Source organism: Methylobacterium terricola (genome assembly GCF_006151805.1).
GTDB lineage: Bacteria > Pseudomonadota > Alphaproteobacteria > Rhizobiales > Beijerinckiaceae > Methylobacterium > Methylobacterium terricola.
Map to the genome: position 1 here is coordinate 96,241 of NZ_VDDA01000015.1, position 26,100 is coordinate 122,340.

Below are 26,100 nucleotides of genomic sequence, written 5' to 3' on the forward strand. Positions count from 1 at the left end.
CACGATGCCACAGACCGAGGACGTGCACTTCATCGGCTTCGTCGCGGCGCAGTACGGGTCGGAGATCCACGCTCCCACCGGCCCCGTCGTCGACCGTGCCTATCTCCGGGCCTCGGCGCAGGCGCACGAGCATGGCGGGTTCGACCGGGTGCTGATCGCCTTCCACTCGACCGCGCCCGACAGTTTCGCGCTGGCGCAATACGTCGCCTCGGTCACCGAGCGGATCGGCCTGATGATCGCGCACCGGCCGGGCTTCCAGGCGCCGACGGTCGCGGCGCGCCAGCTCGCGACGCTCGACCAGCTCACCGACGGGCGCGCGGGCGTCCACATCATCACCGGCGGCAACGACGCCGAGCTGGCGCAGGACGGCGACGGCCTGACCAAGGACGAGCGCTACGCCCGCACGAGCGAATACCTCGACATCGTCAAGGCGTCCTGGACCAGCCCGGAGCCGTTCGACTACGACGGGCGCCATTACCGCGTCGCCAAGGGCTTCTCGGCGGTGAAGCCGGTGCAGCAGCCGCACCTGCCGGTCTATTTCGGCGGCGCGTCGGAGGCCGCGATCGGAGTGGCGGGGCGGCACGCCGACATCTACGCCCTCTGGGGCGAGACCCAGGCGCAGGTGCGCGAGACGATCGCCCGGGTGCGCGCCGCGGCCCGGGCCCATGGACGCGAGGACCGGATCCGCTTCAGCCTGTCGTTCCGGCCGATCCTCGCCGCGACCGAGGATGCAGCCTGGGCCCGTGCAAAGGAGATCCTGGCACGCACCCGCGCTCTGCGCGCCGCCCGCGGCCTCGGCCCGGCCGCCGTGCCGCCGAACGAGGGCTCGCGCCGGCTGCTCGCCGCCGCGGCGCAGGGCGAGCGGCTCGACCGGCGCCTCTACACCGCGATCGCCGCCGAGACCGGGGCGCAGGGCAATTCCACCGCGCTCGTCGGCACGCCCGAGCAGGTCGCCGAGGCGCTGCACGAGTACCGGGACCTCGGGGTGACGACCTTCCTGATCCGCGGCTTCGATCCGCTGGAGGATGCGGTGCAGTACGGGCGCGAGCTGATCCCGGCCTTCCGGCGCCTCGCCGGTGCGCCGGCCCGCCGCCCGGCCGCCGCGTGAGGCCCGGCATGCGCCTGATCCTCGGCCTCATCGCCCTCGTCCTCGCCGCGTCTCCTCTCCGTGCCGAGACCGTCCTGCGGGTCGGCGACCAGAAGGGCGGCTCGCGCGCCCTGATGGAAGCCGCCGGCGTCCTCGACGGGCTGCCCTACCGGCTCGAATGGCGCGAGTTCCCGGCCGCCGCGCCGCTGCTCGAAGCGCTCAATGCCGGGGCGATCGACAGCGGCATCGCCGGCGACGCGCCCTTCACCTTCGCGGCGGCCGCCGGGGCGCCGATCAAGGCGATCTTCGCGATCCGCCAGGAGCAGGCCGGGCTCGCCGTGCTGGTGCGGCCGGATTCGCCGGTGCGGTCCTTCGCAGACCTCAGGGGCAAGCGCATCGCCACCGGGCGCGGCTCGATCGGCCACATGCTCGTCCTGGCGCAAGCGGAGCGCGCCGGGTGGGGACCCGGCGACGTGGCGCCGTCGTTCCTGCTGCCGGCCGACGCCCAGATGGCGCTGACCTCCGGCGCCATCGACGCCTGGGCGACCTGGGAGCCCTACACCTCGCAGCTCGAGATCTCGGGCCGGGCCCGCATCGTCGCCGACGGGCGCGGGCTGACGCCGGGCCTGAGCTTCCAGATCGCCCGCGACGACGCCATCGCGGGCAAGCGCCCGGCGCTGGAGGATTTCGTGCGGCGCCTCGCCCGGGCCCGGGTCTGGGGCACGGCGCACCCGGAGGCCTTCGCCCGACGCTGGTCGGCGCTGATCGGCCTGCCCGAGGCGGTGCCGCTCGCCTGGTTCCGCCGGGCCGACATCCGCCCGGCGCCGATCGACGACGCGGTGATCGCCGACGAGCAGCGCGTCGCCGATCTCTACCACCGCGCCGGGCTGATCCCGCGCCGGCTCGATGCGGCAGGCGTGTTCGACACCTCGTTCGGGGATGCCGCCCGGGCCGGGGCGGCGGCGGCGACGCAGTAGAGGCTACCCGTAGCGCCGCGCCGCCTCGACCGTCAGCCCGAGGCCGACCGAGCCGAAGGTGTCGCCCTCGACCACCCGGGCCTCCGGCGCCGTCGCCAGGATGGCGGCGCGGACCGAGGCGAGGCGGGTCGAGCCGCCGGTGAGGAACAGGGCGTCGATCCCGTCCGGCGCCACGCCTGCGTCGCGCAGGCAGCGGCCGATGCAGGCGCCGATGCGCCGGGCGAGGTCGGCCGAATGACGGGCGAGGTCGGGGCGGTCGATCTCGGCGGCGAGGCCGGGCTCGACCCAGCCGAGGGGCAGGTCGACCCGCTCGACCTCCGACAGGGCGATCTTGGCGTCCTCGACATCCATCGCCAGGGTATGACCGCGCTCGGCCTCGATCACCGCGGCGAGGCGGTCGATCAGCTCGGGGCGCGCCACCTCGCGGCGCAGGGAACGCAGCTCGCGCAGGGTCTTGCCGTCGTAGAGCCGGTTGATCTGCGACCAGGTCGCGAGGTCGTGGAAATAGGACGACGGCACGTCGAGGCCGGGCCGGCGCATCGGGCTGCCGAGGCCTAGGAGGGGCATCACCTCGCCGACGCTGAGCATCCGGTCGAAATCGGTGCCGCCGATCCGCACGCCGTCATTGGCCAGGATGTCGCCGGCCCGCTCCACCGCCCGGTGCCGCTCGGGGCTCAGGCGCACCACCGAGAAGTCCGAGGTGCCGCCGCCGATATCGGCGATCAGCGCCACCTCCTCGCGGTCGAGGCCGCGCTCGTAGTCGAGCGCCGCGGCGATCGGCTCGTACTGGAACGACACCTCGGTGAAGCCGACCTCCCGGGCGATGGCGGCCAGCGCGTCCTCGGCCCGGCGGTCGCCGTCCGCGTCGCCGTCGACGAAGTGGACCGGACGGCCATGCACCACCTGGGTCAGGGGCCCGCCGGCCTGCCCCTCCGCCCGCGCCCTCACGGCGGCGAGATAGCGGGCGATCACCGCCCGGAACGACAGCCGCCGGCGCCCGACCAGGGTCGTCTCCTCCAGGAGCGACGAGCCGAGCACCGATTTCAGGCTGCGCATCAGCCGCCCGGGCGTGCCCTCGACATAGGCCGCCATGGCGGCCCGGCCGATCGCCTCGTCGCCCGCGGGCGGGAAGAAGATCGCGCTCGGGATCGTGACCGCCTCGCCCTCCAGCCGCGCGAGCGCGAGCCCATCGGCTCCGATGAGGCCGAGGGTGGTGTTCGAGGTACCGAAATCGAGGCCGCAGGCCGCCATGCCGAATCTCTGCCGGTGCCGAGGGGGAGGGCGCGCGACCTAGCGGGTTCCTCCCCCGCGGTCCAGTCCGGAAACCGGTCCGGCCGTCTGTCGCAGCGGAACAATGCGCCATTTCGGCGGTTCATCGGACCTGAGCAGTCGACGAACTGCAAAAGACGAGGAGCTTCCCATGAGCAGCACCACCGACAAGATCAAGGGCCTGGCCAACGAGGCCGTCGGCAACATCAAGCAGGGCATCGGCAGCGCCACCGGCAACGAGAAGCTGCAGGCCGAGGGCAAGGCCCAGGAGCTGAAGGGCGAGGCCCAGAAGACCACCGGCGACGTCAAGGACGGCATCAAGAACGCCGCCGACACGGTGAAGAGCAAGCTCTGACCCGCATGCGGGCCGGCTGCGCCGGCCCGCTCCGGCGAAGGATGGGGCCGGCTGCGCGGCCCGCTCCAGCGAACGATCGGGCCGGTCCCCTGCACCCCGTGCGGGAGGCCGGCTTTTTCTTGTGCCGAACGGACAAGGAGAGTGCGATGAACAGGGACCAGATCGAGGGCGGCCTGCGCAACATCAAGGGCCGCGGCCAGACCGCGTTCGGCGCCGTGACGGGCCGGGTCCGGCCGCAGGCGGAAGGCGCGCTGAACCAGGTCGTCGGCGGCGCGCAATACGCCTATGGCCGCGGCCGCCGCGTCGCCGAGGAGCTGAGCCATGACGGCGCCGCCCTCGCCGGCCAGATCGAGAAACGGGGGCGCCACGCCTATGCGCGCGGCCGCGAGGTCTACGACGAGGCGCATCACCGCGGCCGCGCCGCCCTGCGCCGCGCCGAATCGCACCCGACCGAGACGGTGCTCGCCGTCGCCGGCCTCGCCTTCGTGGCCGGCTGGCTGCTGAAGGGCCGCCGCTAGAACTCGCCGAGGGCGTGCCGGAGCGGCAACGCCGCGGCCGGCATGCTGCATTGCGTCAATCGAGGGTCGGTATGACCCTCGCCTCCCGGCGGCGAATGGTCTAGCTTGGTGCCATCCCCGCGCCAGCCGAACGACCTGATGACCCAGAGCACGCCCCCCGGTCCGCCAGACGCCGCTTCGGCCGAGACTGTTGCGTCCGGTACCGTTTCCTCTCAGTCCGGACCCTCCGGCCGGACCGCCCTGCCCCTGTCGCCCCCCGCCCTGCCCCAGTCGGTGCAGGAGCATCTCGGCGAGCGGCTCCGCGCCCATTATGCCGCGGTCGCGGAGGAGCCGGCCCCGAGCGCCTTCGCCGACCTGCTGGCACGGCTCGAACAGGCGCTCGCCATCATGGGCGCGCCGAAGAAGGACCGGTTCCGCGAGGACCTGCTCGCGGCGGCCCCGGCACTCCGCCGCTTCGCCCTGACCCTGACCGCCAATCCGGTCCGCGCCGACGACCTGGTACAGGACACGATGCTGAAGGCCTGGCAGAACCGCGACCGGTTCGAGGCCGGCACCAATCTCAGCGCCTGGCTGTTCACGATCATGCGCAACGCCTTCTATTCCGAGCACCGCAAGCGCGCCCGCGAGGTCGAGGACACCGAGGGCGTCTACTCGGCGCGCCTGACCTCCGCCCCCAACCAGGGCGACCGGCTCGACGTGCAGGACCTCCAGGCGGCGCTCAACAAGCTGGTGGCCGAGCAGCGCGAGGCCCTGATGCTGGTCGCGGTCGGCGACCTCTCCTACGAGGATGCCGCCGCGCTGATGCAGTGCAAGGTCGGCACGGTGAAGAGCCGGGTCTGCCGCGCCCGTGACAAGCTCGCCGAGCTCCTGGGCTATAGCGGGGGCGAACTGGGGGCCGACCGGCTCACCCGCTCGGTGATGGGGCATTCGGGGGCCCTGGCCCTCGACAGCTGAGGTCGCGCCGGAGCGTTCCGGCCATCGGGCTCGCGCCCGTCCGCAGCGAACCTGCCGCACGACGGGCGACCGACGCCATCCGGCGATCCATCCGGATCGGTGTCGCGAGACGGCACGCGGCATGGCTCGGGCGCGTGGAACCTGCGGCTCCGCAACCTGAACGACACCGAGATCCGCATCGGGATGCCCTCCTTCGGGTGTCTTACACCCCCGCGCCCTGGCATCAGCGCCGACGCCCGTTCGGGCTTGCCTTGCGCCTTCGAACGAGTTCGTTCGAAGGCGCTGCGGTCTTTTGGATCCGGTGTCCTGGAGCGCCCGTCCGGCAACGGGATCATGGACCGGCTCCGGTGCGTCGGGGTGGAGGCGGACGCCTCCGCGGCCTCCTCCCTCACGCGAACCGACCGCCAACGATCGCATGTCGGGAGCTACCGAGACGATTGCGATTATTTAGTGCGCACTATTTCGGCGGCGCGCATCGTGGACGTCGCGCTCTTTACCTGGAGTTATCCAGTCCTCGGTTAGGTATCCAAATGCCTTGACGATGCCGGCTCGTATCCGGATTGTTAGGTTTCGGCTCCCATCGGGCCCTCCGGCGTTACGGCATGGGGCGTGATGGCGAGCATCGTGATCATGTTGTCGACCTCCCATAGCCAGAGAATCATCTCGCGCGCCACATCCGCGCGAACGTATATTCCGAGAATCCCTCTGCCGACCAAGGGAGAAGGGTAAGCGGGGCGACGTTGTTCGCAACGGCTGCGTCAGTAGAGAATCAGCCGTTTGCACCAAGTCGAGCGCTATCATAGTGGGTGACAGTATGCGGGGTGTCTCGGCATCATGAACACGGCCGTGCGGCATAGGCCAGAATCGTCCTTGCAATGTCAGAAATAGGACAGACATTGCCATTTGCAGCCGTTAGATCCAGTCGGGGCTCGCTCAAGTTGCGAGGATAGGCGGCGCGAACGGCGTCATCTCGTATCGCACGCGACACTCGGCAGGCGTTGGGGCGGTCGCTACCCCCCGGCCGGATCTGCCGCGGCGAGGCCTGGATGCCCGGAGACCACGACCTTGAATGCGCCGGACGAGTTGCGGTCCTCTGAGGCCGGTCTTTTCGAGGGCAACCTCCTGCTCGAGGCCCTCGACACGAATGATCGCGCCCTGCTGGCGCCGTACCTGGAGCGCGGGCAGCGGGTCCGCGGCACGGTGCTGTTCCGCGCCGGCGAGGACGTGTCGCACGTCACTTTCCCGCTGAACCAGACCACCGTGACCCTGGTTTCGCGGATGCGCGACGGGCGCATGGTCGAGACCGCGACGGTGGGGCACGAGGGCGCGGTGGGCGGCGTCGTCAGCCACGGCTACCTGCCGGCCTTCAGCGAGGCGGTGGTGCAGGTCAGCGGCGCGGTGCTGCGCCTCGACGCCGAGCGGCTGACCCGGGCCCGGGCCGCCTCGCCGTCCCTGCGCGACCTGTTCGTGCGCTACGCCGATTGCCTGCTCGCCCAGGTGCTGCAATCGGTGGCCTGCAACGCCGTCCACCCGATCGAGGAGCGCTGCCTGCGCTGGCTCCTGACTTTCCAGGACCGGCTCGGCACGCCGGTCCTGCCGGTGACGCAGGAGATGCTGGCGGAGATGCTCGGCGTGCGCCGCACCTATCTCACCGGCGTGCTCGGCGCGCTGCAACGCCGCGGCCTGATCTCGGTGCGCCGCGGCCAGATCACCATCCTGGACTGCGCCAAGGCCGAGCATTCCGCCTGCGAATGCTACGGCAAGGTCCGGCACCATTTCCGCTCCGTGCTCGGGGCGGTGTACGCCGAGAACGGCGCCATCGTGGCGGTGGACCCGACGCGCCAGCACGAGTGAGGCGAGCCGGGCGCTCCGCCCCCGGACCCGCGGAACGAGAGCCGCGGGTCGTCCGCCGCCGGAACCGGCCTTCGCCCGACCGAGCCCAAGCCGACCGAGCCCAAGCCGACCGAGCCCGAGCCGCCCGGGGGGCGGGGTGCGCCCTGCTGCAACGCTGCCATGCGGCGGCCGTGGTTTGACACCAGGCCGCCCCTCGCCGACCATCCATATGACGGACGATAAGTCCACAATATGGACATCGGGAGGAGACCATGACCAGCGCCATGCCGCCGGCCGACCCGGCCGCCGGGCTCGACGCCGCCACCTTGCGGCGGATGCCCTACCAGAAGCCGCAACCGGCGGAGATCCGGCCCGATCTGGTGGTCGCTCCGGCGATTCCCGAGGATGACCGGATCTGGGTGCCGCAGGCCGACAGCGTGTGGTTCCGGCCGCTCTGCCTGAACGTCTCCGCCGGCTACTGGATGAACCTCCTGAAGGTCCGCAAGGCCGGCATCCTCAGCCGCCACCGCCATCCCGGGCCTGTCCACGCCTTCGTGCTCAAGGGCAGCTGGCGCTACCTCGAGCACGACTGGGTCGCCAGCGAAGGCGCCTACGCCTTCGAGCCCCCGGGCGAGACCCACACGCTCGTGGTCGACGAGGGCGTCGAGGAGATGATCACCTATTTCCAGGTCAATGGCTGCATGTACTACGTCGACCCGTGGGGCCGTCATACCGGCTACGAGGACGTGTTCACCAAGGTCGACATGTGCCGGGCGCATTACGAGGCGGTGGGGCTGGGGGCGGATTACGTCGACCGGTTCATCCGGTGACGAGGATGGCGGCCGCGACCATCCCTTCCCCCTCCGCATGCCCGCCGCCGTGCGACGGAACCCGGGATCCGTAGAAGCGGAGTTCTGGGGACAAGCCGGGCAGCGTTCCGCCACATCCTGCATCGTGAGCGGTCATGGATCCGTGGTCTCTGCCTGCGGCGAGCCCTCAGGACGATGCGCCGGGCTGTCGACGGGGATGCGATCCCGCCTGCCCTGATCGGGCAAGGCACGCCGCACAGCATCATCAAATCCCAACGAACACCAATCGGGAGGACCGGAACGCGATGTCGTCCGGCACACGACCACTCTTGCTTGAATCCCCCGCGAAGTCGCCGCGCCTGCGCCGGATCCAGTGGGTCGCCGTCGCCTTCCTGACCGCGGCGGGCATCATCAACTACGTCGATCGCTCGGCTCTCTCGATCGCCAACACGGCGATCCGGGACGAGATGGCGCTCTCGCCGGCCGAGATGGGCTGGCTGCTCTCGGCCTTCTCCCTCGCCTACGCCTTCTCGCAATTGCCGGTGGGCGCGCTCCTCGACCGGCTCGGCTCGCGCATCATGCTGGGGGCCGGGATGTTCTTCTGGTCGCTGGCGCAGCTGGTCTCCGGCTTCGTCGCCAATTTCCAGCAATTCGTGGTCGCCCGCGCCGTGCTCGGCCTCGGCGAGGCGCCGCAATTCCCCGCCGGCGCCAAGACGGTGAGCGAGTGGTTCTCGTTGCGCGAGCGCGGCACGCCGACCGGCATCTTCATCGCGTCGTCCTGCATCGGGCCGTGCATCGCGCCGCCGCTCCTCACCGCCATGATGGTGCTCCTCGGCTGGCGCTGGATGTTCGTGGTCACCGGGCTCGTCGGCATCGTGGTCGCGGTCGGCTGGTATCTCGTCTACCGCAACCGGGCCGAGGTGGCGCTGACGCGTGAGGAGACCGCGCATCTCGACGAGGGCGCGGCGCCTGAGCCGCCGGCCCGGCGCATGACGTTCTCGGAGTGGCGCGGGCTGTTCGCCCACGCCACGACCTGGGGCATGATCCTCGGCTTCATGGGCGTCATCTACATGGTCTGGCTCTACCTGACCTGGCTGCCCTCCTATCTCGAGCACGAGCGGGGCCTGAGCGTCGCCCGCACCGGCTGGGTGGTGGCGATCCCCTACGTGTTCGGCACGATCGGCATGCTCTGCGCCGGCCAGGCCGCCGACCGGCTGCTCGCCCGCGGCGCCAGCATCGTCACCAGCCGCAAATGGCCGGTCTGCATCGGGCTCCTCGGCGGCGGGATCTTCACCGTGCCGGCGGCCTACACCCCGAGCGTGACGCTGGCGGTCGTCTATATCTGCCTGGCGATGTTCTTCATCAACATGGCGAGCGCCGCCGCCTGGATGATGGTGAGCGTGGCGGTCCCCAAGCGCCAGGTGGCGTCGCTCGGCAGCATCCAGAACTTCGGCGGCTACTTCGCCGGATCCTTCGCGCCGGTGATCACCGGCTACATCGTCCAGGGCACCGGCTCCTACGTCAACGCGCTGCTCGCGGCGGCCGCCGTCGCGGTGCTGGCGGCGGTCGCCTACATCGTCCTGGTGCGAAAACCCCTCGAAGGCAGCGACACCCTGATCCCGACGGAGCGCCCATGACCTTCGCCGATACCTTCGCCCCTCGTCTCCTCGCCGGCCGCACCGCCCTCGTGACGGGCGCGACGTCCGGAATCGGCGCCGGCATCGCCGAGGCGCTGGCCCGGCTCGGCGCCCGGGTGCACGCCGCCGGGATCGGGGCCGCGTCCTGCGCGCGCTCCGACGGTCTGTCGCTCACCGCGCACGAGCTCGACGTCACCGACGGCGAGGCCGTGGCGGCGCTCGTCGGCGCCTGCGACCGGCTCGACATCGTGGTCAACTGCGCCGGCATCATCCGGCGCGGCGACGAGCACCGGCCGGAGGTGTTCGAGGCGGTGCTGGCGGTCAACCTCACCGGCACGATGCGGGTCTGCGCCGCCGCCCGCGCGAAGCTGGCCGAGAGCGGCGGCACGATCGTCAACACCGCCTCGATGCTGTCGTTCTTCGGCGGGGGGCTGGTGCCGGCCTATAGCGCCAGCAAGGGCGGCGTCGCGCAGCTGACGAAGTCCCTCGCCATCGCCTACGCGCCCGATGGGATCCGCGTGAACGCGGTGGCGCCGGGCTGGATCGCGACCCCGCTGACGCAGGCGCTCCAGGACGACCCCGCCCGGGCCGGGCCGATCCTGGCGCGCACGCCGCTCGGCCGCTGGGGCACGCCGTCCGACGTCGCGGCGGCGGTGGCCTTCCTGGTCAGCCCGGCCGCCGCCTTCCTGACCGGGGTGGTGCTGCCGGTCGATGGCGGCTACCTCGTCACCTGAGGTCAACCGACAGAGGACGCGGCACCCGCATGGGCCCAGACGACGCCGACGGTGCGGGCCTGCGCCCGGAGATTCCCGGCACCGCCGCCTTCGGCAAGTTCATGCGGGTGCTCCAGGCGGTGGCCGACGCGCCGGAGGCGGCGACGGTCGCCGGGCTGGCGAAACGGACGGCCCTGCCGCGGCCGACGGTGCACCGGATCGCGGCGGCGCTCACGGCGGAAGGCCTCGTGACCGACGAGAACGGCGTGCTGCGGCTCGGCCCGCGCCTCGTCAGCCTGGCGTTCCAGTCGTGGGACGGCTCGCTCCTGCGCCAGGCGGCCGGCGCCTCCCTGGCGCGCCTGCGCGACGACCTCGACGAGACGGTGCACCTCGCGGTGCCGGATCACGGCGAGATGGTCTACATCGACAAGCTCGAGAGCCACCGCACCGTGCGGATGGCCTCCCGCATCGGCACCCGGGTGGCGCTGCATACCAGCGCCGTCGGCAAGGCGTGGCTCGCGACCCTGCCCGAGCCGGAACTCGACGCCCTCCTCGGCCGGCTCGCGCTGCCGGCGCGCACGCCCCACAGCCTCACCGACCCCGCCGCCCTGCGCCGGGCGGTCGCGGAGACGCGCGAGCGCGGCCACTCCCTCGACCTCCAAGAGAACGAGCTCGACATCTGCTGCTACGGCATGGCGCTGCGCGGCGCACGCGGCCGGGTGCTCGGCGGCATCAGCGTCAGCCTGCCGCGCTACCGGTTCGAGACCCTGCCCCCCGAGACGGTGCTGCGGGCGATGACGGCCTGCGCCGAGGACGTGGCGCGGGTCGCGGGCGGCTGAGGACAACGACGTCCGCTACCGCAGCGCCTTCGAACGGATCCGTTCGACGGCGCAAGGCAAGCCCGGACCGGCGTCGGCGCTGAGGCGCCGGACGCCTCGGCAGCGACACGCCGATGCCGAGGCGCAAGGGCATGAGGCGGCGCGTCGCCCCCGCGCGGATCGCCGCAGCACGAACAGGATCGTGCACGAACCTGTCACGCTGTGGTAGGGCGCGCGCCAGACGGTGGCGGAGCGCCTCCGGAGGTCGTGCGGGAGAGCGACGGACCAGTGACTGATCGCCGCGAAACCGACCGCATCGATGCCGAGATCGGTCGATCGAGCCCGAGCCACGATCCGTTCGCCGCCGCCGTGCGCGCGACGCGGATGCCGATGCTGATCACCGATCCGAGCCAGCCCGACAACCCGATCATCTTCGCCAACGCCGCCTTCACCAAGCTGACCGGCTACACCCGCGCCGAGATCCTCGGGCAGAATTGCCGCTTCCTGCAGGGCCCGGGCACCGACCGCGCCGACGTGGCGAAGATCCGCGACGCGATCGAGCGCCGCGTGGCGATCGAGATCGAGCTGCTCAATCACAAGAAGAACGGCGAGCGATTCTGGAACCGCCTGCTGATCTCGCCGGTCTTCGACGAGGACGGCGCCCTCACCTACTTCTTCGCCTCGCAGTTCGACGTCACGCTGGAGCGCGAGCACCTGCACAATCTCGGCGAGGCCCTGCGCCGGCGCGAGCAGATGCTCGACGCCCTGGTGCGCTCGTCCTCCGAGGTGCGCTACCGGATCAGCGCCGACTGGAGCCGGCTGTACCAGCTCTCCGGCGGCAACTTCCTGGCCGACACGCATTCGCCCTCCTCCGACTGGCTCGAGACCTACATCCCGGAGGAGGACCGGGCCGCGGTGCTGGCCGAGATCGAGCGCGCGATCCGCACCAAGACCTCGTACAGCCTCGAGCACCGGGTCCATCGCGCCGACGGGTCGGTCGGCTGGGCCTCGTCCCGGGCGGTGCCGGTGCTCGACGGCGAGGGCCGGATCACCGAATGGTACGGCGCCGCCACCGACATCACCGAGCGGAAGGCCGCGGAGGCCGCCTCGCGCGACCTGACCGTGTCCCTCGGCCGGCAGGTCGCCGACCGCACGGCGGAGCTGCGCCTCTACGGCGACATCATTCAGTCGAGCGCCGCGCCGATCTGCGCCTTCGACACCGGCTACCGGCTGATCGCCTTCAACCAGGCCCATAGCGACGAGTTCTACCGGATCTTCGGGCATCGGGTGCAGATCGGCGAGGTGTTTCCCGACCTCTTCCCGCCGGACCAGGCCCCGGTGATGCGCGGCTTCATGGCACGGGCGCTCGCCGGCGAATGCTACACGGTGACCGAGGAATTCGGCGATCCGGACCTCGCCAAGCCCGCCTGGGAGGTCTCCTACTCGCCCCTGCGCGACGCCGACGGCCGGGTGATCGGCGCCTTCCACTACGCCAAGGACATCTCCGACCGGCTGCGGGCCGAGGCCGAGCTCGCCGCGACCCAGGAGGCGCTGCGCCAGTCGCAGAAGATGGAGGCGGTGGGCCAGCTCACCGGCGGCCTCGCCCACGACTTCAACAACCTGCTCGCCGGCATCTCGGGCTCGCTCGAGCTGATGCAGACCCGGCTCGCGCAGGGCCGCTTCAAGGACGTCGAGCGCTACATGGCGGCGGCGCAGGGCGCGGCGAAGCGCGCCGCGGCGTTGACGCATCGGCTGCTCGCCTTCTCGCGCCGCCAGACGCTCGACCCGCGCCCGACCGACGTCGACCGGCTGGCGCGGGAGATGCAGGAGCTGATCCAGCGCACCGTCGGGCCCGGCATCACCCTCGCGGTGGTCAGCGATCCCGGCGCCTGGCCGGCCCTGGTCGACCCGTCGCAGCTCGAGAACGCGCTGCTCAACCTCTGCCTCAACGCCCGCGACGCGATGCCCGACGGCGGCCGCATCACCGTCGAGACCGCGAACCGCGAGATCGACGCCCGGGCCGCCCGCCGGCACGACATGCCGGCCGGCGAGTACCTGCGCCTGCGCGTCACCGATACCGGCACCGGCATGCCGCCGGAGGTGATCGCCCGGGTGTTCGAACCGTTCTTCACCACGAAGCCGATCGGCGAGGGCACGGGCCTCGGCCTGTCGATGATCTACGGCTTCGCGCAGCAATCCGGCGGCCAGGTGCGCATCGCCTCGACGGTCGGCCAGGGCACCACGGTCAGCCTCTACCTGCCGCGCCACGCCGGCCCGGTGCCGCGGGAGAGCGAGGGCGGCGCGGTCCTCGACCTGCCGCGCTCGGACGAGGGCGCGACCGTGCTGGTGGTCGACGACGAGCCGACCGTGCGGATGCTGGTCACCGACATCCTGGACGACCTCGGCTATACGGCGATCGAGGCCGGCGACAGCGCGGCGGGCCTGCGCGTGCTGCAATCCGACGTGCGGATCGACCTGCTGGTCAGCGATGTCGGCCTGCCCGGCGGGATGAACGGCCGCCAGATGGCGGAAACCGCGCGGGAGACCCGGCCCGACCTCAAGGTGCTGCTGATCACCGGCTACGCCGAGACCGCGATCCTCGGCAGCGGCACCTTGAGCCCCGGCATGGCGGTGCTGACCAAGCCCTTCTCCATCGAGACGATGGCGGCGCGGATCCGCTCGATCATCGAGGCGGGGCGGGAGCGGGAGCGGCGGGGTTAGGGCCCGGCCCGCGGAGCGGCACGATGCGACCGGCGCGGCGCGGTCTCGCGCGGCCCCTGTCCCGGACGACTGACGCGATGCGCAAGAAGATCCGGGAAAGGCCAGCGGCTTGCGGGGCAACGACGTCCCGACCGGACGCTCCCCTACCCCTCGCGATCCGCCCGGCGCAGCGACCAGACGAGGGTGCCGCTCTCGTCGACCAGCCACAGGGCGTTCACCTGCTCGTCGGCCGGGGTCGTCTCGCGGGCATTGGCGAGGTGCACCGCCTCGACCCGGTCGGCGGCGGTGATGATCTCGTCGATCAGCGGGGGGCCGATCTCCCCGTCCGCGGCGCGGACGGCCCCGCGCAATCGGTATGCCGGCATCGGTGATCCTCGCGCTCGGGCCGCATCCTGTCCACCCCCTCGCCCCGACATCGGGGCGGAGCGGAGGACCATCTGCAGCAGGGGATGCTCAAGTCGACCCGTTAACGAACTGATCGGCGCGAAAGACGATCGGACATGGTGACGCAAAGGATATGTCAGCCCCTGCGCCGGGCGGTCCAGCGCCCGGCGCAGGGGCTGATCCCCGACAGGCTCCAGCGCCCGCTGCCGGCGGCGCCGCGCAGGCGCCCGGTGACCGCGACGCTGGCGAGCCCGCTGCGGATCGTGCCGGCGATGCGGCCGTCGGGCGCGGCCCGCCCGGAGGCGTCGATGCCGCCGTCCCCGGCATCGTCGACGACGCCGTCCCGGATCACGATCGGGTAGCGGTAGGGGCCGGTGCAGCCCCCGGTCTCGGCGATGGCGACGACCGACCAGGCGCCGTCGAACCGGTTCGCCGCCGGAGCCGCGGCCGCCGGGCCGCCGAGGACGAGGCACAGGATCGGCGCGAGGGCCTGGCGGCGGGACTGGGTCATGATCTCCTCCGAGGGGACGCGACGGGACCGGGCACGGACGGGGGAACCGAGCCGTGCCCGGCCCGCGACCGTTCCGGACGCCTCGGGGGTCAGCGCCGGAACGATGGGGGGTGCCCGGACCGGGCGGATGCGAGGAGCGGCGCTCAGGGTCCGCCGACGGCGTAGTCGAGGTCGAGGGCCAGCCGGTCGCGGGCGCGGCTGACCCGGCTCTTCACGGTGCCGGCAGGGCAGCCGATCACGCCGGCGGCGGCCTCGTAGGTCATGCCCTCGACGGCGACCAGCACCAGGGCCTCGCGATGCGCCGAGTCGAGCCGGTCGAGGGCCGCCTGCAGGTCGCGCAGGCTCGCCTTGTGCTCCTGCTCGGCCGCGTTCGCGAGGCCGGCGGCGTGGGTGCCGTCGGGATCGGGCACCTCCAGGCGGTGCTTGCGGCGCCCGTTGAAGAAGCCGTTGCGCAGGATGGCGAACAGCCAGGCCGGCAGGCTGGTGCCGGGGACGAACTGGCGCCGGTGCTCCCAGGCCTTGAGCAGCGTCTGCTGGACGAGGTCGTCGGCATCGGGGCCGTGCCGGGTCAGCGATTGGGCATAGCGGCGCAGGCGTGGCACCGCGCCGATCAGATCGGCCTTGAAGCCGGCGGAGACGTCGCCCCCGGCCTGCGCGGCGTCGAGGGCCAGGGTCAGCCGCGCGAGGACCTCGCCCAGGCGCGACGCCGGATCAAGCGCGGCGATCTCGGGATAGCTGTCCCGCAAAAGCCCGCCGAGATGCGACCGCATCAGGGCGATGGCATCGTCCGATGCGGCGACCGGCTCGCGCGGCTCATCGTCTGTGCGCACGGTGGAAGGCTCGTAAAGGATCGTCATGTCGGACGAGGCCGGCCGCTCCGACGGGCGAATCCCGTGGGGCAATGCGCCGGTCAGGCGAAGACAGGACTTATTTCTGGTCGCCGCCAATTACGTCAATGATACGATTTTACCGGTGCATCGCGCCGACCGGCGGGAACCCGATAGCGCGCGATCCGTTTGTGCTCCGCTGCCAGAGAGGCAGCGACGAAGCCGCCCCCGGCGGTCCTCACGAGCATGACGGAGGCGAGCGAGCCGTGACCGCAGGCGTCGACAGGCATGAACTCCGGCAGATCATCGCCGGCCTCAGCGAGGGGGTGATCCTGGTCGAGCCCGACCAGACCATCGCCTACGCCAACGAGGCCGCGCTGGCGATGCACGGGGCCGAGAGCCTGGACGAGATCGGCGTGACGGTCGACGCCTACCGGGAGCGCTTCGCCCTGCGCTACCGCAACCACCGGGCGCCGGAGAACTACCCGATCGAGCGCGTCGTCGCCGGCGAGCGCTTCCACGACGTGGTGGTCGAGGTGACGCGGACCGACCGGCCGGATGTCGGCTTCGTGCATTCCCTGCGCAGCCTCGTCGCCACCGACCGGGAGGGCAGGCCGAGCTGCCTGGCGCTGATCCTTAAGGACGTCTCGGACCAGTTCGAGGCCGAGGACAGGTTCGAGCGCACCTTCAATGCCAACCCCGCTCCGGCGGTGATCACCCGGCTCTCCGACCTGCGCCACGTCAAGGTCAATGCCGGCTTCCTGGAGATGACCGGCTACACCCGCGACGCCGTGATCGGCCGCAGCGTCTACGAGGTCGACGTGCTGGCCAATGCCCGCAACCGCGATCTCGCGGTGTCGCGGCTCAACCAAGGCGGCACGATTCCCCAGATGGAGGCGCGCCTGGAACTGCCCGACGGCGCGGGCCGTTTCGTCATCGTCGCCGGCCAGCCGATGGAGATGGGCGACGAACCCTGCATGCTGTTCACCTTCGCCGACCTGGAACTGCGCCGGAAGGCCGAGACGGCCCTGCGCCAGAGCGAGGAGCGCTTCGCCAAGGCGTTCCGGCTCACGCCGGTCCCGACGATGCTGGCCCGTGGCGAGGATTTCCAGGTCACCAGCGTCAACGAGGCCTTCGGACGGGTCTTCGGCTTCGGCGAGGACCGGGTGGTCGGCCGCACGCCGAGCGAGTTCGGGCTCTGGGTCTCGGACGAGCAGCGTCGGCGGTTCGAGGCGGCGCTGACGCGCACCGGCTACGCGCTCGGGCTGGAGGTGTGCCTGCGCCACGAGACCGGGACCGACCTCGACTGCCTGGTCTCGGCCGAGCGCGTGACGATCAACGACACGGAGTTCATGCTGGTGGTCCTGCAGGACATCACCGAGCGCAAGCACACCGAGCGCGAGCTGTTCGACGCGATCGAGACCGTGATGGCCGATACCTCGTGGTTCAGCCGCGGCCTGATCGAGAAGCTCGCCAACCTTCGCCGGCCGGGGCGCGAGGCCCCGGGCGGCGCGGTGCCCGACCTGACGTTGCGCGAGCGGCAGATCCTCAACCTGATCTGCTCGGGCCTCGACGACGACGGCATCGCCCGCAAGCTCGGCCTGTCGCGCAACACCGTGCGCAACCACGGCGCCGCGCTCTATCGCAAGCTCGGCGTGCATCGCCGCACCGAGGTGATCCTGTGGGGCCGCGAGCACGGCTTCCCGCATCACGCCTCCGGTAGCTGATGCTCAGGATACCGGTACGGTTCTACCATTGAATGCGCGTGTCGGGCGCACATCTTCGCCCCAGTCGGAGTTTCTCAGGTTTCACGGGGTGCTCATGACCGAGCGCGCGCCAAAGACTTCCACCGAGCAGGTCAAGGACTCGGTGAAGGAGGCGATCGGCAAGCTCACCGGCGATGTCCGGGTCGAGGCCGAGGGCCGGCGTCAGAGGGACGAGGCGAAAGCCCCACGGGGGCCCGCGCCTCGCCCGGACTGACGCGACACGTCATCCGGCGCCCCGCACGGGGCGCCGCCCGATCCCCCTCTCATCCAAGGAGTATTTCCATGGTCGATACCGATCGCATCACCGGCGCCGCCCGCGAGCTCGGCGGCAAGATCCAGGGCGCCGTCGGCGACCTGGCCGGCTCGCACCGCGACTCGGCCGAGGGCCGGTTCCGCGAGGCGCAGGGCGCGGCGGAGAACGTCTACGGCCAGGCCAAGGACACCGCCCGCCACGCCGCCGACCAGGCCCAGGACTATGCCGGCCGCGCCGCCGGCAGGGCCCAGGACCTGGCCGGCGAGGCCCAGGACTATGCCGAGGACGCCTACGAGCGCGGCAGCCAGGTTCTGCGCCGCGGCACCCGCCAGGTGAGCCATCAGGTCGCCGAGTACCCGCTCGCCTCGCTGGTGATCGCCGGCCTCGTCGGCTTCGGCATCGGCCTCCTGGTCAATACGAGCCGCGACTGACCGCGCGGCCGACCCCGGCGCGGACCAGTCCCGCGCCCCGGCTCCGCGGCGGGAGAGCGCCCGGCGCCCGGGCCGCACCGGTCCCGACACACGGCACGGTCCCCACGGACGACCCTGCCAACGACCAGTTTGTAAACGACTCGGAGTAACGACGTGACCCTCCAGACCCCCGTCTCCCCCCTCGCGGCCACGGCCCAGGCCGATACCCGCGCCGTCCTGCTGAACCAGGTCTCCTGGGGCGCCATCTTCGCCGGCGCCGTGACCGCCCTGGTGACGCAGGTGATCCTCAACCTCGTCGGCGTCGGCATCGGCCTGTCCTCGGTCGGCGTGAATGCCAGCGACAACCCGGCCGCCTCGACGGTCTCGATGGGCGCGGGCCTGTGGTTCGTGGTCTCGGGCATCGTCGCCTCGCTCGTCGGCGGCGCCATCGCGGGCCGGCTCTCCGGCAAGCCGCTGCCGGGCGCGGCCGCCCTGCACGGCCTGGTCTCCTGGGCGGTGACGACCCTGGTGGTGATCTACCTGATCACCTCGGCGGCGAGCGGCCTCGTCGGCGGCACGCTGAGCACGGTCTCGAGCGCGCTCGGCGGCGCCGGCAACCTCGTCGGCGGCACGGTGCAGACCGCCGCCCAGGCCGCGGCCCCGTCGCTGTCGAAGATCCAGAACCCGCTCGAGGGCATCGAGGACAAGGTGCGCCAGCAGGCCGCCGGCCAGGACCCGCAGGCCGCCCGCGACGCCGCGGTAGCCGCCGTGCGCGCCCTGCTGACCGGTGACCAGGCCCAGAAGGAGCAGGCCAAGACCCGCGCCGCCGACGCGCTGGCCAAGGCCCAGAACATCTCGCCCGATCAGGCCAAGGCGCAGATCGACGACTACCAGAAGCAGTACGATCAGGCGGTCGCCACCGCCAAGCAGAAGGCCGAGGCCGCGACGGTCGCCGCCAAGTCGGCCGCGACCCAGGGCGCCTTCTACGCCGCGATCGCGCTGCTGCTCGGCGCCGCCGCCGCCTTCTTCGGCGGTCGCCTCGGCGCCCCGAAGCTGGTCGGCGCCGACTACACCACCCGCCGCGTCTGACGTGAACCGGCTCCCGCCCGCCGCGGCGGGAGCCTCCTTCCCCCGCCCCCCCTTCGACCTGAGGAGAGCGTTCGATGAGCAGCACCACCGACAAGCTCAAGGGCCTGGCCAACGAGGCCGTCGGCAACGTCAAGCAGGGCCTCGGCCAAGCGACCGGCAACGACCGGCTCGTCGCCGAGGGCAAGGCCCAGGAATTGAAGGGCGAGGCCCAGCGTACCGTCGGCGAGGTCAAGGACGGCGTCAAGAACGCCGCCGACACCCTGACGGGCCGCCGCTGAGGCTCGCGCCGCGGCGGCGGGATCGTCTCGCCGCCGCCCTTTTCCCGACATTCAGGAGGACAGCATGAACCGGGACGAGTTCCGTGGCGCGTCGCGTCACCTGAAGGGCCGCGTCCAGAGCGCCCTCGGCAGCCTCGGCGGCGATCCCGTGCGGCAGGCGCGCGGCGCCGCCAACCAGGTCGCCGGCGGCGCGCAATACGCCTATGGCCGAGCCCGCGACCAGGCCGGGGATCTCATCGATGACGGGCGCCGCTTCGCCCACGCGTTGCGCGGGCGGGCCGAGGACGCCGCCGAAACCGCCCGGACGCGGGCCGACGCCCTGATCGGGGACGGGCGCGACACCGCCCGCGCGGTGCATCGCCGCGGCCAGGTCTACCGGCAGCGCGCCGTGCGTTACGCCGAGGGGCATCGCACCAACACCCTCGTCGGCCTGGCCGCCCTCGCCTTCGCGGCGGGCTGGCTCGTCCGCCGCTCGCGCTGACCCCGTCACCGCGCCGACCCGACAGGAAACAAGCCCATGCTGCGCAAGATCTTCACCCTCTTCGTCCTGCCGAAGCTGATCGCCTACCTGAGCCGGCGCGGCTCACGGCCGCGGCCGGGCCGGACGTACTGATTCCGGCTCGGGAGTTGGAGCGGCACAGGCCTCCCCCCTCCCCCCGCGGATGGGGAGAGGGCCCTGCCCCTGTTGAGGGGGGCGCGGCGAGCCCGCAGGGCGAGGGTGAGGGGTATTTTCGGAGGGGACTCCTCCAGGCCCAGTCTCTTCGGCGACGACACGGTCGATCAGGTCGTCTCCCCGCGAGACGTCGGGCCTTCCCGACGTCGTCTCTCCCCGACGGATCCCGGGCAGGCCCGGGGAACAAGGGGATCCGGCCCCATCGCGACTGTTCGTCGGAGGATGCGAGAGGACGGGGGGACGGGCCGCGGCGGTCCTCCATGACCATCACCGAACCATCCCACCATCCCCGCGGTTGTGCCGGTATGCCTGCACAGCCCCACTCCCCTCCCCCCTCGCCCACCCTCTCCCCCGCGGCCGGCGTCGCCCTGGCGGGCGCCGCCCTGCTCGGGGCCGGCGTGGTCGAGAACGGCCGCCGGGCCCGCGCGGCGGAGCGGGCGACGCCGCCGGTCGGGCGCTTCGTCGAGGTCGGCGGCACCCGGCTGCATGTGCTCGAGCGCGGGCGCGGGCCGGCCCTCGTGCTGCTGCACGGCAACGGCAGCCTGATCCAGGACTGGCTGGTCAGCGGTCTCGTCGACCGGGCCGCCGAAACGCACCGGGTCGTCGTCGTCGACCGGCCGGGCTTCGGCTACAGCGAGCGGCCGCGCAGCCGGATCTGGACCCCGGCGATGCAGGCCGGGCTGATCCGCGGCGCCCTGCACAGCCTCGGGGTGGACGAGGCCGTGGTGCTCGGCCATTCCTGGGGGGCGCAGGTGGCGATCGCGCTCGCCGTGCAGGATCCGGCGCGGGTACGGGCGCTGATCCTCGAATCCGGCTACTACTTCCCCTCGCCCCGCATCGACAGCCTGCTCTTCGCGCCGCAGAGCCTGCCGGGGCTCGGCGATATCCTCAGCCACACGGTCGCGCCGGTGACGAGCCGGCTGCTCTGGCCGCGCATCCTCGACCGCCTGTTCGGCCCGGCCCCGGTGCCGGCGCGCTTCGCCCGCGACTTCCCGGTCGAGATGGTGCTGCGTCCCTCGCAGCTCCGCAGCGCGGCGGCCGAATCCGTGCTGCTGGTGCCGGATGCCTTCGCGCTCCGGCCGCATTACGCGGCGCTTCGGATGCCGGTGACGATCCTGTCCGGCACCGGCGACCGGCTCCTCTCCCACGCCGACCAGGCGGTGGCGCTCCACCACCACATCCCCGGCAGCCGCCTCGTCGCGGTCGCGGGGGCGGGCCACATGCTGCACCAGACCGCCCCCGACCGGGTGCTCGCCGCCCTGTCCACCGCTCCCTGCGAAAGACGGTCGCCGCTGTGACGCCGCGGCAGTTCGCAGACGGCCCCGGTCTCGGTTAGGAGGAGGAAAGGTCGTCGGCCGAGCCGGCGGCTCCCTCCCATCAGTGCGGACTTGAGCGACGTGACGATCCTGAAACGCGCGTGGCGCCTCGCGGAGACGGGGCGCCAGTGGTTCGTGCCTCCCCCGGGCCCGGTCGCCTGGGCGCGGGCCTACCATTGCGGCATCCTGGTCGCCCTCAACCCGGAGGCCGATCCGGACGAGGTCGGGCTCACCCTGGCCCAGGGCGGCGAGCGCGAGCGCGGCCTCGCCTTCGACCGCCGCTTCGTCGAGGCCGGCACCACCTACCTCCACGCCCCCCTCGATCCGGCCGTGTTCGGCACGCCCGCGGTGGTGCGGCTGACGGTGACCGAGCCGGGCCGGGCCGAGCAGCAGCGGATCGCGGTCGGACCGGGCCGTCATGCGATCCACCTCGATGGCGTCGTCGGCGGCGTGCTCGCGGGCTGGGTCTCGTCGCTGTCGTCCGAGCCGCTGCCGGCGGTCCACCTCGTCGTCGACGGCCTGGAGGGCGATCCGGTCAGGCCTGGGATCTACCGGCCGGAGCTGCGCTTCGGCGGCCGCGAGGGCGGGTGGAACGGCTTTCGCCTGACCCTGCCGGCATGGGCCCTCGACGGGCAGCCCCACACGATCGGCGTGCGGGCCGGCGACACCGTCGAGACGGTCGGCGCCTACGCCCCGCGCCTGCGCGCCAGCCTCCACGTCGAGGCGCCGAGCCGCGTCACCGGCTGGGTGTTCGACGCCGCCGGACCCGACCGGCCGGCCACGATCCGGGCGGTCCGCAACGGCGAGGAGGTGGCGCAGGTCGAGACCCATCCGCGGGCCGACCTGCTGGAGGCGTTCGGCCGCCACTCGGCGGCGTTCGCCTTCCCGTCCGGGCTCCTCAAGCCCGGCACCGACCTGGCGGTCGGCCCGATCGGCGCCGGCGAGGTGATCGGCCACCTGCGCGGCACCATCGAGCTCGCCCGGGCGGAAGCCCGCGCGCTGCTGCTGCCCAACGACCCGTCGGCGTCGCTCGCCGAGCGCCGGGCCCTGCGCGACCGCCTCGTCGCGGCGGTCCGGCCGGGTGGCGGCGCCCGCCTCGTCGTCGCCGAGCCGGCGGCGCCCGAGCCGGTCCCGGAGAGCGGCCGCACGCCGCCCCCGGCCTGCGCGATCGTGCCGGTCTATAACGGGCTGTCCGACCTCAAGGCCTGCCTCGCCTCGCTGCTGCCGCAGCTCGCCCCCGGCCGGATACGGGCGCTGGTGATCGACGACGCCTCGCCCGACGGGGCCGTCACCCGCTACCTCGACGACCTCGCGGCCGAGGGGCATCCGGGTCTCACGGTCCTGCGCAACCGCGAGAATCTCGGCTTCATCGGCACGGTCAATGGCGGCCTCGCCCTGCTGGAGCCGGGCGAGGATTGCATCCTCGTCAATGCCGACACGGTGCTGTCGCCCCGCGCGCTCGACAAGCTCGCCCGCGCCTGCCACCGCCGCCCCGGCATCGCCAGCGCCACGCCGCTCTCGAACAACGCCACCATCCTGGGCTTCCCGGGCATGCCCGAGGCGCAGGGGCCGCTCCTCGGCCTTGCGCCGGCGGCGATCGACGCCGCCCTCGAGGCGGCCGCGCCCGCGCCGGTGACGCTGCCGACGGGAATCGGCTTCTGCCTCTACCTGAACCGGCAGGCCCTCGACGAGGTCGGGGCGCTCTCGCCCGAATGGGGCCGGGGCTATTGCGAGGAGGTCGATTGGTGCCTCAAGGCCCGCGACCTCGGCTGGATCCACGTCGCCGCCACCGACACGTATGTCGAGCACGAGGGCTCGGTGTCGTTCGGGAAGGCTGAGCGGCTGGCGATCCTGGAACGCAATCACGACCGGCTCGTCGCCCTCTACCCGGAATACCAGGACGAGGTCGACGCCTTCATCGCCGCCGATACGCTGCGGCCGCTGCGCAACGCCGTGCTCGGCGACCTGCTCGCCGGGCGCTTCCGGCGGCTGACCCTGCATGTCGGCCACGGGCTCGGCGGCGGCGCGGCGCGCTACATCGATCAGGTCGCCGGCCTCGCCCGGGCGCAAGACCACGAGATCGGTGCCCTGGCGCCGGCGGCGCGGGGAGGCCTGACGCTCGCCCTCGACGCCGCCGCGGCGCGCCTGTCCCTGCGGCCGGAGGAGCTGTTCGGCCTCCTCGAGGCACTGGAGGCACGCGGCGTCGCCGTCGACCTCCACCTCGACGCCCGCTTCGGCTACGATTCGGGTACCCTCGACCGGCTGCTCTCCGGCCGCTGGCCCTACGCGGTCACGCTCCACGACTACCAGTGGTACTGCCCGAAGGTGCACCTGGTCGACGGGCGCGACTTCTACTGCGAGGAGCCGCCGCCGGACGTCTGCCGCCATTGCACGGTGCGGGGCGTCACCCACGATTACGGCGACCAGAACGCCCTGATGGGGGGGGGCCTCGACGGCTGGCTTGCGACGAACGAGCGGATCCTGCGCGGCGCTCGGCATCTGGTCGCGCCCTCCCGCGACACCGCGGGGCGCTACGCCCGCCGTCTCGGCCTGACCGGCATCGCGGTGGTGCCGCATCCGGACGCAGCCCCGGGACCGGCCGCCGCCCGGCCGCGCCGGCCGCGGACCGGCGCCGTCCGGGTGGCGCTCGTCGGCGGCATCGGCACCCACAAGGGCTTCGAGCTCGTCGTGGCCCTGGCCGAGCGCGCGGCCCGGGAGCGGCGGCCGATCGCCTTCACGGTGATCGGCGACGTCGCCGACCGGCGGCGGATCGAGGGCCTCGGCACCCTGGCGGTGACCGGCTCGTACCGCCCGGAGGAGCTGCCGCGCCTCCTCGCCGAAGCCGATCCGGACTACGTGTTCCTGGCGAGCGTCTGGCCCGAGACCTATTCCTACGTCCTGTCGGAGGCCTGGGCCGCCGGCTACCCGGTCGTCGCCCTCGACACCGGCGCCCCGGCCGAGCGCATTCGCTCCGAGGGCGGCGGCCTCGTGCTCCCGTTCACACGGGACACCGGGCTCCTGCTCGATGGGCTCCTGGCCGCGCGCGGCCAGCTGGCCGATGTCGCGATCCCGGCCCTGCCGGCGACGGCGCCAAGCCTCGCCGCCTACGAGGCAGCGATCGCCTCGGGGGCCGGGGTGGAGGCGGCTTCGGCACCCTGAGGCCGCGGTGAGTGCCGGGGCGCCGCGCACCGGCACTCACCGCCAGGCGGAAGGTGATGGCTCGGCGGCATCGGCGGCCGCGCGTCGTTCCGGGCTCCGCCGTGCGGCCCCGGAATGACGTGGCGGAGTTCGGCCGCGCCCGGCGGGCCGGAAGACCAGGGCGCGGGCGCCTTACGCGCTCAAGCGCCGCATCGGGAAGGCGTCGGCCGCCACGAGGTTGCGGGCCATGGCCTCGTTTTCGGCGTCGAGGATCGCCTGAGCGATGCGGCTGACGAGGTCGCAGCTCGCCGCGTCGACCGCGGCGTCGTCGCCGGCCCGCGCCGCCACGGCGAGCGCCGTGCCTTCCTGCATCACGATGGCACGGGCGATGCGGACCGCATCCGCGACGGCTTCGTAGGGGCGGGGCATGGGAACCAACTCCAGCACGGGATGACGGTGCGGCGGGACCGGCTGCACGCCGGGTTTGCCGCTGGGTCATCGAAACCCTGCGGGCCGAAAAACGGTTCCAGGGGTGCGGCGTCGGGGACGATGGGCCGGCCCGCGCCGCGTCCGGCACGGGCCGATCCGGACCGCGTCGTCACGGGTGGCTCAGCGCCGCCAGCGTCGCACCGTCGCTGCCGATGTCGTCCGGGCCGGTCATGCCGAGCAGCTCGATCAGGCGGACTCGGGCCCGGCTGACCCGGCTCTTGATCGTGCCGACGGCGACGCCGCAGATCTCGGCGGCCTCCTCGTAGGTGAAGTTCTGCGCCCCGACCAGCACCAGCGCCTCGCGCTGGCTCGGCGGCAGGGTGTTCAGCGCCTCCTGGAAGGCCGACAGCTCGACCCGCGCCTCCTGGTCCGGCAGCGCGGTGAGGCGGCCGGCCATCACCCCGTCGGCATCCTCGACCTCACGCCGGCGCTTGCGCTGCTCGGAATAGAACAGGTTGCGCAGGATGGTGAACAGCCAGGCGTAGAGGTTGGTGCCGGGGGTGAAGCTGTCGGCCTTGGTCCAGGCCCGCACCAGCGTCTCCTGCACCAGGTCGTCGCTGCGGTCGAAATCGCGGGTCAGCGAGAACGCGAAGGCGCGCAAGGCCGGGATCGCGCCCAGCAGCAGGGCGCGCATCTCGGGATCGACGGGTTTCATCGGACCGGTCATCGCGCATCCTCCGGGGTGACGTCGGGGCTCTCGGCCGCGGCGGCGTCCGCCGGTGCCGCGGCGGCGTCCAGCCCGGCGAGGAGCGCGGCGAAGCGCTCAGGCACCGGGGCGCTCAGGAGGTCGGCGTAATGGGCGCGCAGGGCTCGCCCGAGCCGTCGCCGGGTGCCGGCATCGAGTTCGCCCGGTCCAGAGGCGCGCCCGCGGGATCTCGGCTCCGGGCCGGCCGGAGCGTCGGTGTCGGTCTCGTCGTCGCGCATCGCCGCCTTGCCTCGCGGCTGACGGGGCCGGGCCACGGCGGACGGGATGCCTGCCGGAGCCGCGGCGCGCCGATAAGGAGCCGCCTCACGCTTCGTTGGCGCCGCAATAAAGCCGTGGAATTTAATGTGATCTGAAAATGATATTCAGCAAACCTTAATCCAAGCGCGGCCGCACCGCACAGCTTGACTGTACGACACCAAGACGTGCGCGAAGTCGCGAACCAAGTCGCAAACCAAGTAATGGGCTTATACCGCCGCGCCTTCGAACGGATCGGTTCGACGGCGCAAGGCAAGCCCGAACGGGCACCGGCGCCGATGCGCCGGACGCCTTGGCATCGCCGTGTCGACGCC

General features: G+C 72.5%; 26 protein-coding genes. 19 read left to right on the forward strand and 7 right to left on the reverse strand.

Going from position 1 to position 26,100, the window contains the following annotated elements:
• Positions 1-4: 4 nt before the first annotated feature.
• Positions 5-1,108 carry an LLM class flavin-dependent oxidoreductase gene (locus tag FF100_RS25125; protein ID WP_139038505.1) on the forward strand — a complete coding sequence of 368 codons (1,104 nt, stop codon included), beginning with the start codon at positions 5-7 and terminating at the stop codon, positions 1,106-1,108.
• Between the two features lie 8 nt (positions 1,109-1,116).
• Positions 1,117-2,064: an ABC transporter substrate-binding protein gene (locus FF100_RS25130; protein WP_139038506.1), complete on the forward strand. Its 948-nt coding sequence runs from the start codon at positions 1,117-1,119 to the stop codon at positions 2,062-2,064.
• 3 nt (positions 2,065-2,067) lie between these two features.
• On the opposite strand, the gene FF100_RS25135 is transcribed toward FF100_RS25130, so the two are convergent.
• Complete coding sequence (locus FF100_RS25135) at positions 2,068-3,315, reverse strand: Hsp70 family protein (protein ID WP_139038507.1); 1,248 nt, start codon at positions 3,313-3,315, stop codon at positions 2,068-2,070.
• A gap of 169 nt (positions 3,316-3,484) precedes the next feature.
• Between FF100_RS25135 and FF100_RS25140 the strand changes: the two genes are divergently transcribed.
• The 9 genes from FF100_RS25140 (at position 3,485) to FF100_RS25180 (ending at position 13,691) form a co-directional block, all read left to right on the forward strand.
• Complete coding sequence (locus FF100_RS25140; protein WP_048451122.1) at positions 3,485-3,688, forward strand: CsbD family protein; 204 nt, start codon at positions 3,485-3,487, stop codon at positions 3,686-3,688.
• Between the two features lie 146 nt (positions 3,689-3,834).
• A complete protein-coding gene (locus tag FF100_RS25145; protein ID WP_139038508.1) occupies positions 3,835-4,206 on the forward strand; it encodes a CsbD family protein in 372 nt (123 codons plus the stop codon).
• Between the two features lie 138 nt (positions 4,207-4,344).
• A complete protein-coding gene (locus tag FF100_RS25150) occupies positions 4,345-5,160 on the forward strand; it encodes a NepR family anti-sigma factor (protein WP_139038509.1) in 816 nt (271 codons plus the stop codon).
• A 1,083-nt stretch (positions 5,161-6,243) separates the two neighbouring features.
• On the forward strand, positions 6,244-7,014 hold the full coding sequence (locus tag FF100_RS25155) for a Crp/Fnr family transcriptional regulator (RefSeq protein ID WP_139038554.1): 771 nt from the start codon (positions 6,244-6,246) through the stop codon (positions 7,012-7,014).
• A gap of 251 nt (positions 7,015-7,265) precedes the next feature.
• A complete protein-coding gene (locus FF100_RS25160; RefSeq protein WP_205825003.1) occupies positions 7,266-7,823 on the forward strand; it encodes a 2,4'-dihydroxyacetophenone dioxygenase family protein in 558 nt (185 codons plus the stop codon).
• Positions 7,824-8,131: 308 nt separating this feature from the next.
• Positions 8,132-9,439: an MFS transporter gene (locus tag FF100_RS25165; RefSeq protein ID WP_246102341.1), complete on the forward strand. Its 1,308-nt coding sequence runs from the start codon at positions 8,132-8,134 to the stop codon at positions 9,437-9,439.
• Positions 9,436-10,173 carry an SDR family NAD(P)-dependent oxidoreductase gene (locus FF100_RS25170; RefSeq protein WP_139038511.1) on the forward strand — a complete coding sequence of 246 codons (738 nt, stop codon included), beginning with the start codon at positions 9,436-9,438 and terminating at the stop codon, positions 10,171-10,173. The genes FF100_RS25165 and FF100_RS25170 overlap by 4 nt, the downstream gene beginning before the upstream one ends.
• 29 nt (positions 10,174-10,202) lie before the next feature.
• Positions 10,203-10,991, forward strand: coding sequence for an IclR family transcriptional regulator (locus tag FF100_RS25175; RefSeq protein ID WP_139038512.1), 789 nt, complete (start codon positions 10,203-10,205; stop codon positions 10,989-10,991).
• Between the two features lie 267 nt (positions 10,992-11,258).
• Complete coding sequence (locus FF100_RS25180; RefSeq protein ID WP_139038513.1) at positions 11,259-13,691, forward strand: PAS domain S-box protein; 2,433 nt, start codon at positions 11,259-11,261, stop codon at positions 13,689-13,691.
• A 143-nt stretch (positions 13,692-13,834) separates the two neighbouring features.
• Here FF100_RS25180 and FF100_RS25185 read toward each other — a convergent pair whose 3' ends face one another.
• From FF100_RS25185 to FF100_RS25195, 3 genes are all read right to left on the reverse strand, one after another.
• On the reverse strand, positions 13,835-14,056 hold the full coding sequence (locus FF100_RS25185; RefSeq protein WP_139038514.1) for a hypothetical protein: 222 nt from the start codon (positions 14,054-14,056) through the stop codon (positions 13,835-13,837).
• 155 nt (positions 14,057-14,211) lie between these two features.
• Complete coding sequence (locus FF100_RS25190; protein WP_139038515.1) at positions 14,212-14,586, reverse strand: hypothetical protein; 375 nt, start codon at positions 14,584-14,586, stop codon at positions 14,212-14,214.
• A gap of 143 nt (positions 14,587-14,729) precedes the next feature.
• Positions 14,730-15,416, reverse strand: coding sequence for a sigma-70 family RNA polymerase sigma factor (locus FF100_RS25195; protein WP_246102343.1), 687 nt, complete (start codon positions 15,414-15,416; stop codon positions 14,730-14,732).
• A 263-nt stretch (positions 15,417-15,679) separates the two neighbouring features.
• Between FF100_RS25195 and FF100_RS25200 the strand changes: the two genes are divergently transcribed.
• The 8 genes from FF100_RS25200 to FF100_RS25235 all read left to right on the forward strand — a co-directional run bounded on the left by FF100_RS25200 (position 15,680) and on the right by FF100_RS25235 (position 24,357).
• Positions 15,680-17,140: a helix-turn-helix transcriptional regulator gene (locus FF100_RS25200; RefSeq protein ID WP_139038516.1), complete on the forward strand. Its 1,461-nt coding sequence runs from the start codon at positions 15,680-15,682 to the stop codon at positions 17,138-17,140.
• A gap of 94 nt (positions 17,141-17,234) precedes the next feature.
• Complete coding sequence (locus tag FF100_RS25205) at positions 17,235-17,393, forward strand: CsbD family protein (RefSeq protein WP_139038517.1); 159 nt, start codon at positions 17,235-17,237, stop codon at positions 17,391-17,393.
• Between the two features lie 68 nt (positions 17,394-17,461).
• The gene (locus FF100_RS25210) at positions 17,462-17,863 is read left to right on the forward strand and encodes a CsbD family protein (protein WP_139038518.1); all 402 of its coding nucleotides are present in this window, start codon (positions 17,462-17,464) and stop codon (positions 17,861-17,863) included.
• A gap of 153 nt (positions 17,864-18,016) precedes the next feature.
• Positions 18,017-18,931, forward strand: coding sequence for a PhnA-like protein (locus FF100_RS25215; RefSeq protein WP_139038519.1), 915 nt, complete (start codon positions 18,017-18,019; stop codon positions 18,929-18,931).
• A 74-nt stretch (positions 18,932-19,005) separates the two neighbouring features.
• Entirely contained in the window at positions 19,006-19,209 is a 204-nt protein-coding gene (locus tag FF100_RS25220; RefSeq protein ID WP_139038520.1) for a CsbD family protein, read from the forward strand.
• 64 nt (positions 19,210-19,273) lie between these two features.
• Entirely contained in the window at positions 19,274-19,690 is a 417-nt protein-coding gene (locus tag FF100_RS25225) for a CsbD family protein (RefSeq protein WP_139038521.1), read from the forward strand.
• Between the two features lie 497 nt (positions 19,691-20,187).
• Positions 20,188-21,180: an alpha/beta fold hydrolase gene (locus FF100_RS25230; RefSeq protein ID WP_139038522.1), complete on the forward strand. Its 993-nt coding sequence runs from the start codon at positions 20,188-20,190 to the stop codon at positions 21,178-21,180.
• Between the two features lie 99 nt (positions 21,181-21,279).
• On the forward strand, positions 21,280-24,357 hold the full coding sequence (locus FF100_RS25235; protein WP_139038523.1) for a glycosyltransferase: 3,078 nt from the start codon (positions 21,280-21,282) through the stop codon (positions 24,355-24,357).
• Positions 24,358-24,528: 171 nt separating this feature from the next.
• Here FF100_RS25235 and FF100_RS25240 read toward each other — a convergent pair whose 3' ends face one another.
• The 3 genes from FF100_RS25240 to FF100_RS25250 all read right to left on the reverse strand — a co-directional run bounded on the left by FF100_RS25240 (position 24,529) and on the right by FF100_RS25250 (position 25,749).
• A complete protein-coding gene (locus tag FF100_RS25240; protein WP_139038524.1) occupies positions 24,529-24,765 on the reverse strand; it encodes a hypothetical protein in 237 nt (78 codons plus the stop codon).
• A gap of 169 nt (positions 24,766-24,934) precedes the next feature.
• Entirely contained in the window at positions 24,935-25,480 is a 546-nt protein-coding gene (locus FF100_RS25245; protein WP_139038557.1) for a sigma-70 family RNA polymerase sigma factor, read from the reverse strand.
• 8 nt (positions 25,481-25,488) lie between these two features.
• Positions 25,489-25,749, reverse strand: a complete 261-nt coding sequence (locus FF100_RS25250) for a NepR family anti-sigma factor (protein ID WP_139038525.1) — start codon at positions 25,747-25,749, stop codon at positions 25,489-25,491.
• Positions 25,750-26,100 lie beyond the last annotated feature (351 nt).